At 69.4% G+C, this 12,002-nt stretch carries 14 protein-coding genes; 12 read left to right on the forward strand and 2 right to left on the reverse strand.

Annotated elements, in window-relative coordinates:
• Positions 1-60: 60 nt before the first annotated feature.
• From VF092_12815 to VF092_12840, 6 genes are all read left to right on the forward strand, one after another.
• Positions 61-582, forward strand: a complete 522-nt coding sequence (locus VF092_12815) for a hypothetical protein (protein ID HEX6748169.1) — start codon at positions 61-63, stop codon at positions 580-582.
• 441 nt (positions 583-1,023) lie between these two features.
• Complete coding sequence (locus VF092_12820) at positions 1,024-1,968, forward strand: Phenylacetic acid catabolic protein (GenBank protein HEX6748170.1); 945 nt, start codon at positions 1,024-1,026, stop codon at positions 1,966-1,968.
• Positions 1,968-2,375: a metal-sulfur cluster assembly factor gene (locus VF092_12825; GenBank protein ID HEX6748171.1), complete on the forward strand. Its 408-nt coding sequence runs from the start codon at positions 1,968-1,970 to the stop codon at positions 2,373-2,375. Before VF092_12820 ends, VF092_12825 begins: the two co-directional genes overlap by 1 nt.
• A 122-nt stretch (positions 2,376-2,497) precedes the next feature.
• Positions 2,498-2,794, forward strand: coding sequence for a hypothetical protein (locus VF092_12830; protein ID HEX6748172.1), 297 nt, complete (start codon positions 2,498-2,500; stop codon positions 2,792-2,794).
• Entirely contained in the window at positions 2,791-3,639 is an 849-nt protein-coding gene (locus VF092_12835; protein ID HEX6748173.1) for a Phenylacetic acid catabolic protein, read from the forward strand. Before VF092_12830 ends, VF092_12835 begins: the two co-directional genes overlap by 4 nt.
• Before the next feature lie 2 nt (positions 3,640-3,641).
• Positions 3,642-3,833: a hypothetical protein gene (locus VF092_12840; GenBank protein HEX6748174.1), complete on the forward strand. Its 192-nt coding sequence runs from the start codon at positions 3,642-3,644 to the stop codon at positions 3,831-3,833.
• 651 nt (positions 3,834-4,484) lie between these two features.
• Here VF092_12840 and VF092_12845 read toward each other — a convergent pair.
• Positions 4,485-5,213: a hypothetical protein gene (locus VF092_12845; GenBank protein ID HEX6748175.1), complete on the reverse strand. Its 729-nt coding sequence runs from the start codon at positions 5,211-5,213 to the stop codon at positions 4,485-4,487.
• 569 nt (positions 5,214-5,782) lie between these two features.
• Between VF092_12845 and VF092_12850 the strand changes: the two genes are divergently transcribed.
• Positions 5,783-6,322 (forward strand): hypothetical protein, encoded by a 540-nt coding sequence (locus VF092_12850; GenBank protein HEX6748176.1) that lies wholly within the window; start codon positions 5,783-5,785, stop codon positions 6,320-6,322.
• Between the two features lie 226 nt (positions 6,323-6,548).
• Here VF092_12850 and VF092_12855 read toward each other — a convergent pair whose 3' ends face one another.
• Positions 6,549-7,538: a lipid A deacylase LpxR family protein gene (locus tag VF092_12855; protein HEX6748177.1), complete on the reverse strand. Its 990-nt coding sequence runs from the start codon at positions 7,536-7,538 to the stop codon at positions 6,549-6,551.
• Between the two features lie 329 nt (positions 7,539-7,867).
• Between VF092_12855 and VF092_12860 the strand changes: the two genes are divergently transcribed.
• From VF092_12860 to VF092_12880, 5 genes are all read left to right on the forward strand, one after another.
• Positions 7,868-8,164: a Rho termination factor N-terminal domain-containing protein gene (locus VF092_12860; protein HEX6748178.1), complete on the forward strand. Its 297-nt coding sequence runs from the start codon at positions 7,868-7,870 to the stop codon at positions 8,162-8,164.
• Between the two features lie 181 nt (positions 8,165-8,345).
• Positions 8,346-9,146, forward strand: a complete 801-nt coding sequence (locus tag VF092_12865; GenBank protein ID HEX6748179.1) for a chlorite dismutase family protein — start codon at positions 8,346-8,348, stop codon at positions 9,144-9,146.
• Between the two features lie 158 nt (positions 9,147-9,304).
• Entirely contained in the window at positions 9,305-10,087 is a 783-nt protein-coding gene (locus VF092_12870) for an ABC transporter permease (protein HEX6748180.1), read from the forward strand.
• A complete protein-coding gene (locus VF092_12875) occupies positions 10,084-10,863 on the forward strand; it encodes an ABC transporter ATP-binding protein (GenBank protein ID HEX6748181.1) in 780 nt (259 codons plus the stop codon). The genes VF092_12870 and VF092_12875 overlap by 4 nt, the downstream gene beginning before the upstream one ends.
• The gene (locus tag VF092_12880; protein HEX6748182.1) at positions 10,860-11,957 is read left to right on the forward strand and encodes an MlaD family protein; all 1,098 of its coding nucleotides are present in this window, start codon (positions 10,860-10,862) and stop codon (positions 11,955-11,957) included. The genes VF092_12875 and VF092_12880 overlap by 4 nt, the downstream gene beginning before the upstream one ends.
• Positions 11,958-12,002 lie beyond the last annotated feature (45 nt).

Raw genomic sequence — 12,002 nt, forward strand, 5'->3', positions numbered from 1 at the left:
GTTGCGTATCCCTTCCCCGGGGATCGCGCGATCCCAATCTCTCACGTACTGGGGATTTCGATGGGGCTGTTCGACTTCCTCCGCAAGCGCGGCGGCGATGATCGCGCCGCGGCGACGCCCGCGCCCGGCGAGTTGCCGACGCCGCTGTCGGAGCTGATGGCGCGGGTGATGGAGGACGGGTCCGACGCGTCGTGGCGCGCGTTCGGCGAGGCGTTCCTCCGCTCGCGCGTGGGCGTTGTCGCCAGCGACGTGCCCGCCCCGGGCGAAGATCCCCCGCGTGGGCGGCCGATCGCGCCGATGCCGCCGGGCGGCGGATCGTACGTCGTGCCCGCGGGCCGGGCCGGGCTCGGGAAGGCGGCCACGCCGGACGGGCGGGTGATGATCCTGGCCTGCGCGGACCGCGATGCGTTCGTACGGAAGTTCCACGCTCGCTTCAACCGCGAGGTCATGGGGCGCGATCTCGCCCAGGTCGCGCTCGCCATCCCCGACTGCGAGGGGATCCTGCTGAACAGCGCCGCCAGCCTCCATTCCATCGCCCTCGACCGCACGCGGCTCACGAGCCTGCTCGAGCAGCGACCGTGATCTCCCGTGCACCCATACGGGCCTTGGCGAAACTGCTGTCACTTCCGCGCTGAGAGTCGCGAGCGAAGCGAGCCCAGGTCCCTCCCCAAGTCGGTTTTGGGGGAGGGACAGGCGCGAAGCGCCAGGGAGAGGGCGCGGGAGCGGCGCCGCGCGCAACGCGGACGATCGCCAGCGGATCGAGCGTGCGCTCCGGGCCCGCGCAGCGTAGGTTGTCGGCGTCCGCGGGGAAGTCTTCGTCACCCCGAGTCGGCTTGACACCCCCGCGGACCCGGCCTAAACTACCGCCGCCGAACGAGCGTTCGAACGAGACTCCTTGGCGAGGGTAAAAGGGGCGCGGGCACGGCCTTCGCGGCTGCCCGCGTCCGGTGTTTCCCCGCCGGAGACGGGGGGAGATTGTTCAGTGTCCGAGCAAAACCATCCAACGATACGGGAGACCAGCGGATGGCCCGCTACACCGATGAAGAGCTGAAGGAGAAGGTCCACAACGGCTTCATCGTCGAGTACCCCGACGAGATGACCGAGGGATACAAGAGCGCGCTGATCGTGCAGCTGCTGGTGCAGGCCGACACCGAGCTGATCTCCGCGCCGGCGTACTTCGGCGCCAGCCGCGACGCGCCGTCGACGAACACCATGGTCTCGGCCACGGCCATCATCCAGGACGAGCTGGCGCACGCCAACATCGCGTACCGGCTGCTGGAGGACCTGGGGCTCGACAAGGAGCAGCTCGTCTACGGCCGCGAGCCGCACGAGTTCAAGCACCCCTACGGCTTCGACCACCCGCTCGACAACTGGGCGGAGCTGGTGGTGGCCAACGGGCTGTACGACCGCGCCGGCATCACCCTGCTGGGCGACGTCTACAAGAACACCAGCTACGGCCCGCTCAAGCGCGCGCTGGTGAAGGTGGACCAGGAGGAGACCTTCCATCTCCGCCACGGCGAGATGTGGATGAAGCGCCTCTCCAAGGCCGGCGGCGAGGCCAAGGCGCAGATCCAGCGCGCGGTGGACTGGATGTTCCCCATGGCCGTGGAGTGGTTCGGGCTGCCCGACGACATGAAGCGCCATTCCGGCCAGTTGGAGTACAAGCTGAAGGGGATGACCAACGACGAGCTGCGCCAGACGTGGATGAAGTCCACGGTGCCGCTCTGCGAGGGGATCGGCATCGACGTTCCAGCGCACTGGAGCGACGAGGAGCAGAAGTTCGTGCTCGACTATCCGTTCCCGTGCGAGTACGACGAGAGCGAGAAGCGCTGGCTGTTCGACGAGGGCGAGATCTCCTGGTCGAAGGTTTTCGAGCGCTGGAAGGGGCGCGGGCCCGCGAACAAGCGGTACGTGGAGATGATCCAGGAGGGCCGCGGCTTCCGCCACCAGCTGGAGATGGCCGCCTGATGGCCGCCTGCGCATCGTCCGCATCGCGCTTCGCGGCGGAGGGTGACGGGGGGACGGCGCTGCTGGACGCGCCGTCCGCGTACCCCGTCCCCTTCGACGAGCGCACCGGCCCGCTGTGGGACGCGCTCCGCGAGGTGATGGACCCCGAGATTCCCATCTCCCTCGTGGACCTCGGCCTGATCTACGACGTCCGGCAGGAGGGGAACCGGGTGGAGGTGGACCTCACCTTCACCGCCACGGCGTGCCCGTGCATGGCCTTCATCCACTTCGACATCCAGGACCGGCTGCAGCGCGAGCCGGGGGTCGACGAGGTGAAGGTGAACGAGGTCTGGTCGCCCGCGTGGACCAAGGCGCGCATCACCCCCGAGGGCCGCGAGACGCTGCGGACCTTCGGCGTGTCGATGTAGATGAACAACTGAAAGTCCTAAGTCCTTAGTCCCAAGTCCTAAGTGGATCCGCTGCGCGGGATTGGGCTCAAGGACGAAGCACTCAGGACTTAGGACCCAGGACTCAGGACTTCTTCTCCCCGATGAAAGAGCCCGTATTCGAAGTGTTCGCGCGCAAGTCGCGCGAGGAGCCGCTGCGGCACATCGGCTGGGTCAACGCCATGGACGGCGACCTGGCCCGCGTGTACGCGTGGAAGACCTACGACGAGCAGAACTGGGCGGAGATGTGCGTGATCCCGCGCTCCGCCATCATCCCCGTGGACCCCGACGAGAGCCAGTTCGTGACCGCGGCGAAGAGCGACGGCGAGGACGAGATCGTCCACAGCCGCGGCACCGGCAGCTACGGTGGCGGCGACGTGGCCGGCAAGGAGGGGCGATGACCGAGACGCTCGCCGCGGCCACGTACGAGGCCGCCGACCAGCTCCCCGCCGACGCGCGCGCGGCGCTGCGCGACCTGGTGCTGGCGCTGGCCGACAGCAAGCGCGTGCTGGGGCTGCGCTACAGCGACCGGATGCTGGGCTCGCCCACGCTCGAGGCGGGGATCGCCGCGTCGTCGATGGCCCAGGACGAGTGGGGGCACGCGCGGCTGACCTACGCGCTGCTGGGCGACCTGGGCGACGACCCCAAGGCGCTGGAGCACGAGCGCGACGCCGCCGAGTACCGCAGCATCGGCACGCTCGACGCCGACCTCGACGGGTGGAACGGGATGACGGCCGCCGGGCTGCTGATCGACATGGCGCTGACCGCGCAGTACGCGGCGCTGGTCGACAGCCGCTACACGCCCGTGCGCAACCGCGTGCAGAAGCTGCTGGACGAGGAGAAGTTCCACTTCCAGTACGCCGCCGGCTGGGCGCGCCGCATCGCCCAGGCACCGGAGCTGCGCGACGGGCTGGCCGCCGCGCTGGCGAAGGCGCTCCCCGAGGCGCTCCGCTGGCTGGGCCGCGACGACGCGCCGGGGATCCGCCGGCTGGTGGAGGAGGGGATCGTCCGCGACCTGCCGTCGGACCGGCGCTCGCGCTTCCTGGCGCGCGTCGGGCCGGTGCTGGAGGAGATCGGGATGGCCGGCGCGCTGGGCGTGGTCCGCGACGCGGGCGAGTGGACGTACGCCGGCGAGCTGGACTGGAGCGGGTGGGACGACGCCACGCGCCGCGCCGGCGGCTCGCTGGACGAGCAGACGGCGGCCCGCGCGCGCGGCGACAAGAACCGCGCCCTGCTGATGGACTGACGATGGAGCCCGCCACCCGCGAGGCCGGCACCCCGCCGGAGCACGCCCCCTGCCCCTTCTGCGAGGGGACGGACACGCGGCTGCTCAACCCGTTCGGCGGGCAGCTGTCGATGGCACAGTACTGGTGCAATCGCTGCCGCACCGGCTTCGAGTACATCAAGTGGGAAGACGACGGAGAGGGATTCGACTCCTGATCCGACACGAAATATCCAAGCAGCGGCCCGGCGGAGACCCTCTCCGCCGGGCCGTTTCGCATTCATCTCACGTGCGCTCCGTTCACGCCACGGCCGGATCATCGGACAACCCTTCTCATCTATTCTACTTTAAATGACGGTAAATATTGTTGTCTGAAGGATGGCTCAGATTGCATCTGTAGCAGCCACTCGTGGATGAATCCAACTGTTTCTACCGGTGAATGTGGCTGTTGATCGGAATTTATACAGATAGAATGCACGGAGTCACCAAGCCGCGCGATGCCAATCAGTTGCAGACACACTTGCGGAAGTTGTACAGTGTCGCTATCCTGTACGCTGGATGTTGCGGCTGAATGGGTGCGGTCTACCCGATCCGCCGCTCCGCTGGTACCGGTTCGGCCTGCCCCGCCCCGCTGCCACGCAATCCCGCAGACAGATCATTCACTTTCCGCCCTCGCGTGTCCCCGGCTGGAGACGCGATGGGAGCCACACAACGTCCTAGGGAGAGACGATGGACACTCGCAAGTACGCAACCCTGCTCTCGGTGGCCCAGGAAGCCCAGGCCGGACGCGAGGCCTCGGCGCGCGCGCTGCTCGACCGCGTGGTGAAGGAGCGCATGGACGCGGGGGGCGGCGCCGGCGACCTGCACTTCTACCTCTTCGCCCGCGCGCTGTCGAAGCGGCTGTCGTCGGAGAAGACGGAGGAGATCAACCTGTACCTGCGCCAGTTCCAGGACACGCAGATCTCCCTGTTCAACCTCCTCGCGCGCCATCTCCCCACCGTGGCGCTGACCGCGCCGCTGGCCAACCAGCTGCTGGCGCGCTTCGTGGGCGGCCACGAGGAGGTCACTATCTTCGACATCGGCATCGGCTCGGGGCACCAGGAGATCGCCATGCTGCGGCTCCTGGCCGCGCAGCACCGCCTCCCCCAGCGGCTGAACGTCGTGGCCGTCGAGCCCGACGCGGGGAGCCTGATCGAGGCGCAGATGGGGCTGTTCGAGGCCAGCGTGGAGCTGGGCTTCGAGCTGGAGTTCGTCCCCGTGCACAAGGTGGTGGAGGACATGACCGAGGCCGAGTGGGCCGAGCTGGCGGTGTTCGACTGCCCGCTGGTGGTGAACGCCTCGTTCGCGGCGCACCACATCCAGTGCACCGAGGGGTCGCGCCTGCGCGACCAGATCTTTTGCCGCATCCGCGAGCTGGACCCCAACGCGGTGGTGCTGGCCGAGCCCAGCTCCAACCACCACACCGCCAGCCTGGTCGAGCGCTTCAAGGCCTCCTGGCACCACTTCGGGCTGACCTTCCGGCTGATCGACGAGCTGGAGGTGGAGCCGCACGAGGCCGCGGCGATGAAGATGTTCTTCGCGCGCGAGATCGAGGACATCGTGGCCAACGGCGAGGCCACGCGCTACGAGCGCCACGAGCCGGCGGAGGTCTGGGTGGAGCGCCTGCGCCGCGCCGGCTTCACCCCGTACGCCGACTTCGAGTTCGCGCGCGAGACGCGGCACGACCTGGTGCGCGTGGCCCCGCGCGAGGGCTACATCGGGCTCGATTACGCCGACGAGACGCTGGTGGCGGTGATCTGCGCCACCTCGGGTGTTCCCGCCGCCCCGCGCGTGCGCCGCGTCCACCGCGCCCGCGCGTTTACTCCATCCCGCTGCTCCGCCGGTCTCCAGGTTGGCCGCGGGGTTCCGAATCAGCCGCTTTGGCCGGAGCGGGACGAAGGGGACTGCATGGAAAGTAAATGGCTCCCGTACAAGGTGTTACACTTGACGGTAGCAGGTGCGCCCGGCATATTCCACGCTCTGTCCGTGACATCGGGTGCCGGAGCACGCTCCGGCGCCGAACGAAGCCCCCTCCCGCCTCCCTTGCGCGCGCGTCCGGTGCCGTCCCGGGCCGCCGCGGGCACCCCCCTCCGGGAAGCACGATCCTTCAGACAGGACGTACAGGACCTTGAGCGACGACGTGCGCGTACCCGCAGACGCCACCGTGAGCGGTGGCAACATCCTTTCCATGCTGGCGGCGATGGGTCCGTTCCGGAAGCGCGGCGAGCAGATCCTGGAGGAGTACGGCATCCACGGCGTGGACGTGGAGAAATGGTATCCCCTTCCCGCCTACGTGCAGTCGCTGCGCACCATCGGGCAGAAGATGGGGCCCAACACGCTGCTGCAGATCGGCAAGCAGATCCCCCACCACGTGCCGCTGCCGCCGGGGCTGGACACCTTCGAGAAGGTGCTGGCGTCGTTCGGGATCGCCTTCGACATGAACCACCGCGGGATCACGCCCGGCGCGATCAGCTACCGGCTGCAGAGCGAGCGCTCGGCCGACATCACCACCGGCACGCCCTATCCATGCGAGTTCGACCGCGGCGTGATCCAGGGGTTCTTCCAGGTGCTGCTGAGCAAGCGGGTGACCGTGCAGCACGGCGACGGGGGATGCAAGAACGAAGGCGCGGCGACGTGCACGCATCACGTGGTGGTGCCGCTGGCATGACCGAAGTGCGTGAGTGCGTGAGTGCGGAAGTGCGAGGGTACGGATGTACGGAAGTGCTGAGTGCTGACGAAAATGGCCCTGCTCGCCGAGTGGCGAGCAGGGCCGTTTCCATTGCGCGCGGCGCCCTCTCCCTGGCGCTTCGCGCCTGTCCCTCCCCCAAAACCGACTGGGGGAGGGACCCGGGCTCGCTTCGCTCGCGGCGACTCAGCGCGGTCCGGGTGAGGGCCTACCGCAGGCGGTAGCTCAGCTCGAAGGTGCCGTAGGTGTGGGGCGTGGGCTGCGTCTCGTACTGGCGGGCCTGGGTGAGGGCGCGGTACTCCAGGGTGAGGCCGCCCAGCCGCGCGCCCGCGCCCACCTCGTACTGCCAGAGGAACGGGCGCCGCGCCACGCTGGGGCTGCCGCCCGCGCCGTCCAGGAACAGGTCGCGCGCCACGGCGTCCTCGCGCACGCGGGCGATGGCGTACACCGACGCGGGGCCCGCGCGGCGGTCGGCGGCGCGGCTCCACGGGTGCGGCACGTTCCACCCCGCCCGCAGCGTGGCGCCCGCGTGCGCGCCCACGTGCACGTTCCCGGCGTCGGCGCCCCACTCAGGCGCGAGGGTGGCGACTCGAACATCCCCCGAGCGCAGGTCGGCAAGGATGCGCGACTCGTCGTAGCGCACCACGATCCCCGGCTCGAAGCGGAGCTGGTTGTCCCATCCCTCCGGGTCCCAGAATCCCGCCAGCCGGTGCCAGCCGGTGTGGATCGCCTTTCCCAGCGAGGGCGGGCCGGTCACCCCGATCTCCACCCCCACCGAGCGGCGGCCGGCGGCGGTGAGGACGTTCCCCGTCGCCGACAGGTAGAGCCACCCCGCGTACGGGCGCTCGCCGGGGACGGGCTCGGCGGCGTCGACGCGCGGGGTGAACAGCTTCTGCCCGAACGCGAAGGTGGTGCTGGTGCACGCGCTGTCGGCGGACTCGCCGCCGGAGCAGCGGGCGGAGCGCGGCGCCAGCTTCCCCGCCCACAGCGGCCCGCCGGCGATCTCCATCGACAGGTCCACGCCGTTGGTGTAGTCGTGGTCCGGCCGGCTGTCTACGGGGATCCAGAAGTCGTACGCGTCGTTGTCCAGCGACAGCCGGACGTCGCGCACCTGCGCCGACGCGGGCGCGGCGGCCAGCGCCAGCGCGAACGCGAGCACGGCACGGCCGGGGCCGCGTCTGTGTGAGCCTGCTTTCATTCGGGGAACCTGCCTGGGGAACCGGTCCGGAGCCTCGGTCGCCGATGCGCGGAGGGGACGCGGATGCCGCGCTCGCATGGGGAGCGCGCGACAAAGGTAATGCATCTCCTCGCAACGACCAACCGCCTCACAGCGAACGCGCGTCGGCCGCAATCTCTGACGACACGCCATCTCACCATCACCCTCGGGCCAGGGATACGAGCGTCACGTCACGGTTGGATCTCCGTCTCACCATCTCCTGAACACGTCCGTGAAGTGCTTGCGTGGCATGGGGTTGGCAGAACAGAAGGGATCGGGAGACGAGGGGAACCGGACCAGGGGAGGAGACGATGCCGAGAGGGTGGAGCAGCAAGGACGAGCGGATGTACGACCACATCAAGGACAGCAGCCGCGAGCGCGGGATGAGCGAGGACCGCGCGGAGGAGATCGCCGCGCGGACCGTGAACAAGCAGCGCCGCGAGGAAGGGCGCACGCCCAACCGGACCACGCAGGGCACCGGCAACCCCAACCGCGGCTACGAGGCGCGCAGCCGCGACGAGCTGTACAACATCGCGAAGGAGAAGGACATCCCCGGGCGCAGCAAGATGGACAAGGACGAGCTGATCCGCGCCATCCGCGGGAAGTAACGGAAGATAGCTCACACGGAGGGAACGGAGGAAACGGAGGAGGTCTTTCCGTTCCCTCCGTTCCCTCCGTGTGAGACTTCCAGGATCGCCTGACCGTGCGCGTTGCTCGCCCTTTCGCGCGGGCGTATCTTCGCATCCGTGCGCAGGATGAGCGCGCGAGCCACCCCGATCGACACGACCGATGCCGTCCCAGATCGCGCCCGCCACCCTCGAAGGGTGGTACGCGCTGCACCAGATGTTCTCCATCGACTGGCCGCTGGGCAGCCGCGCCGCCGCCTTCGCCGACGAGGCGCGCGCGCTGTTCGAGCGGCTGAACGCCTCCGCCGGCGAGGGATGGAGCGAGCCGGTCCGTCTCGTCGGCGCGAGCGGCGCCGACTTCATGTTCATCCACTTCCGCCCCACCCTCGACGCGCTGGCCGAGGTGCAGCGCACCATCGCCACCTCCGACGTGGGCCGCGCGCTGACGCTGGTCTACGAGTACCTCTCCGTCACCGAGGCGGGGCTGTACCACGCCACGGCCGAGGCGGCGGGGCTGGGCGAGCCCGAGTCGGACGCCTTCAGGCAGCACCTCGCCACCGTCACGGCGGCCGAGGCCGGGTCGGCGCACGTGAAGACGCGGCTCTTTCCGCAGGTGCCCGAGGGGATGCGCTACGTGTCGTTCTATCCCATGACGAAACGACGCGGCGCCGGGCAGAACTGGTACGCGCTCGACGTGCGCGAGCGCAGCCGGCTGATGCGCGACCACGGGATGACGGGGCGGCGCTACGCCGGGCGCGTGTTCCAGGTGATCACCGGCAGCATCGGGCTGGACGACTGGGAGTGGGGCGTGACGCTGTTCGCGCGCGACCCGCTGGACTTCAAGCGGCTGGTCACCGAGATGCGCTTCGACGAGGCCAGCGCGGTGTACGGCGAATTCGGCCGCTTCTTCACGGGCATCCGATTTGCTCCCCCGGAGTGGGGCGGCATGCTCGGCGCGGGCTGAACGCCGCGCCCACGCGCCCTCCCGGACGGCCTCCAGACGCCCGGGCCCGGTCGGGGTCCGGGCGTTCCTGCGAGCCCCGGCCTCGCATCGACTCAGACGCGATCTCCACGGGTGCCCGTGCTGGCGTGGCACTCCGGACGCCCCGTATCTTGCGCCGCATGGACCTGAACCGAAGCCTCACCGCGCTGGGCGCCGCCACGCTGCGCATGTTCGGCGGCGTGGGCGTGTTCAGCCGCTTCACCGCCGAGGCGTCGCGCTCCGCCGGCAACGTGCGCACCTGGGGCCCGCTGCTCGTCGGGCAGATGCGGCGCCTGGGGGTGGACTCGCTGCCCATCGCCCTGTTCCTGTCCGCGTTCACGGGGATCGTGCTGGCGCTGCAGGCCAGCTACACCTTTACCGGGGCCGTGCCGCTGTACTTCGTGGGCACGCTGGTGGAGAAGACGATGGTGCTGGAGCTGGGCCCCGTACTCACCGGCCTGGCGCTGGCCGGCCGCATCGGCGCCAACATCGCCGCCGAGCTGGGAACGATGCGCGTGTCGGAGCAGATCGACGCGCTGGAGACGATGGCGTACGACCCGGTGGCCTACCTCGTCGTCCCACGCGTGCTGGCGGGGATGCTGATGTTTCCCATCATCGTGATCTTCGCCAACCTGGTGGCCATCTTCTTCGGCCTCGTCACCAGCATGGCGCTACTGGAGATGAGCGCGCAGACCTTCATCCGCGGGCTGCGGCTCTTCTACCGGCACTTCGACATCATCTACTCGGTCATCAAGTCGTTCTCGTTCGGGTTCGTGATCACCCTGGTGGGGTGCTACCAGGGGTTCCACACGCGGGGCGGCGCCGAGGGCGTGGGGATCAGCACCACGCGCGCGGTGGTGATCTCGGGGATGCTGATCCTGGTGCTGGACGCCTTCTGGGCCGCCACGATCCTGAAACAGTGAGCATCGAGCTGCGCGACGTCCATAAGGCGTTCGGCCCCAAGCGGGTGCTGCGCGGCCTGTCGCTGGACGTGGAGGAGGGCGAGACGGTGTCGCTGGTGGGCTTCTCGGGCGCGGGGAAGTCGGTGGCGCTCAAGCACATCAACGGCCTCCTCCGCCCCGACCGGGGCACGGTGTTCGTGGACGGGCAGGAGGTGCCGCGGCTGCCGCGCGAGGAGCTGTACCGGCTGCGGCTGAACATCGGCTACGTGTTCCAGTTCGCGGCGCTGTTCGACAGCATGACCGTGGCCGAGAACATCATGATGGGGCTGGTGAAGAAGGGGGGCTTGAGCGAGGGGGAGATGCGCGAGCGGATCGCCCAGTCGCTGGCGCTGGTGGACCTCTCGGGCTACGAGGACCGCTTTCCCGCCGAGCTCTCGGGCGGGCAGCGCAAGCGCGCGGGGCTGGCGCGGGCCATCGCCTATCGCCCCAAGTACCTGCTGTACGACGAGCCGACCAGCGGGCTGGACCCGGTGACCACCACGGTGATCGACCGGCTGATCATGCGGATGAAGGAGGAGCTGGGGGTCACCAGCCTGGTGATCACCCACGACATGAAGAGCGCGTACTCCATCAGCGACCGCATCGCCATGCTCTACGAGGGGCGGGTGGTGGAGGTGGGCACGCCCGACGAGATCCGGAGCAGCGAAAACGAGACGGTCCGGAGCTTCGTGGAGGGCCGCCCCGACCTGGCGCACGACGCCGAGCAGCCGCTGGAGCAGCCACGGAGGGATGCATGAAGCTGAAGAACGAGGCGCTGGTGGGGATGGTGGTGATCGCCGGCATCCTGGTGGCCCTGGCCGGCGCCATCTGGCTCTCGGGGAAGTCGTTCGGCACCCCCACGCGCGAGCTGTCCGCCGTGTTCGCCGAGGTGGGCGTGCTGGCCGAAGGGAGCCCCGTGAAGTACCGCGGGGTGAAGGTGGGGCGGGTGACGCACATCGAGCTGGCCCCGCGCGGCGACGGCGTGCTCGTCTCCATGGCGGTGGACGAGCGCGTGGTGCTCCCCCGCGACCCGGGCGTGCTGGTGGAGCCCGAGTCGTTCTTCGGCGACTGGCAGGCGGCCATCGTGTCGCGCTCGGCGTGGAAGACGCTGGACTTCGTGCAGATGCCCGGCGTGCGCGCGCTTCCCGGCGCCACCATGCCCGACATCACCCAGCTGACAGCGGTGGCGGCCGACATCGCGGGGAACCTGCAGACGCTCTCCGACCGCATCGGGCTGGCGTTCACCGAGCAGACGGCGCTCGACATCCGCCGCACGGTGGGGAACGTGGAGGACATCTCCGGCCAGCTGAAGGGCTTCATCGACCAGCAGACGCGCCTCTACGGGCAGGTCGGGCAGAACGTGCTGGACGCCACGGGGAACATCCGCACGGCCACCACCGAGTTCACGCTGACCGCGCGCGACGTGCGGCGCAACTTCAACTCGGGCGACGTGCAGCAGATCCTGGGGAACGCGCGGCAGGCCAGCGCCAACCTGGAGCAGTTCAGCCGGCAGCTGAACACGGCGGCCAGCGGCGTCCCCGGGCTCGTCGCCAGGACGGACACCACCATCCGCACCTTCGGGCAGACGGCGACGACGCTGAACAGCACCATCCAGGGGATGCAGCCCGGGCTGGCGCAGGTGGCGCCCACGCTGGCCCAGGCGCAGCAGGCGATGACCACGCTGAACCAGGCGATCCAGAAGATCAACGAGGGGAACGGCACGATGGGCCGCCTGATCGCCGACCCGGCGCTGTACGAGGAGACGCAGCGCGCCATCCAGACGCTGCAGCGGCTGATGGCGGACATCCAGCAGAATCCCGGGAAGTACATCGGGCAGCTGCAGGTGTTCTGAAGTGGTGAGTGCGTGAGTGCGTGAGTGCGTGAGTGCGTCGAGCCT

Source organism: Longimicrobium sp. (genome assembly GCA_036377595.1).
In the GTDB taxonomy this organism is placed as follows: domain Bacteria; phylum Gemmatimonadota; class Gemmatimonadetes; order Longimicrobiales; family Longimicrobiaceae; genus Longimicrobium.

Excerpts from the sequence above, each read along its gene's own strand:
- VF092_12865 (HEX6748179.1), top strand. The coding sequence starts at position 8,346 with ATGCCGTCCCAGATCGCGCCCGCCACCCTCGAAGGGTGGTACGCGCTG.
- VF092_12845 (HEX6748175.1), bottom strand. The coding sequence starts at position 5,213 with ATGTCCTCGATCTCGCGCGCGAAGAACATCTTCATCGCCGCGGCCTCG.
- VF092_12840 (HEX6748174.1), top strand. The coding sequence starts at position 3,642 with ATGGAGCCCGCCACCCGCGAGGCCGGCACCCCGCCGGAGCACGCCCCC.
- VF092_12830 (HEX6748172.1), top strand. The coding sequence starts at position 2,498 with ATGAAAGAGCCCGTATTCGAAGTGTTCGCGCGCAAGTCGCGCGAGGAG.
- VF092_12835 (HEX6748173.1), top strand. The coding sequence starts at position 2,791 with ATGACCGAGACGCTCGCCGCGGCCACGTACGAGGCCGCCGACCAGCTC.
- VF092_12820 (HEX6748170.1), top strand. The coding sequence starts at position 1,024 with ATGGCCCGCTACACCGATGAAGAGCTGAAGGAGAAGGTCCACAACGGC.
- VF092_12860 (HEX6748178.1), top strand. The coding sequence starts at position 7,868 with ATGCCGAGAGGGTGGAGCAGCAAGGACGAGCGGATGTACGACCACATC.
- VF092_12815 (HEX6748169.1), top strand. The coding sequence starts at position 61 with ATGGGGCTGTTCGACTTCCTCCGCAAGCGCGGCGGCGATGATCGCGCC.
- VF092_12870 (HEX6748180.1), top strand. The coding sequence starts at position 9,305 with ATGGACCTGAACCGAAGCCTCACCGCGCTGGGCGCCGCCACGCTGCGC.
- VF092_12880 (HEX6748182.1), top strand. The coding sequence starts at position 10,860 with ATGAAGCTGAAGAACGAGGCGCTGGTGGGGATGGTGGTGATCGCCGGC.
- VF092_12855 (HEX6748177.1), bottom strand. The coding sequence starts at position 7,538 with ATGAAAGCAGGCTCACACAGACGCGGCCCCGGCCGTGCCGTGCTCGCG.
- VF092_12825 (HEX6748171.1), top strand. The coding sequence starts at position 1,968 with ATGGCCGCCTGCGCATCGTCCGCATCGCGCTTCGCGGCGGAGGGTGAC.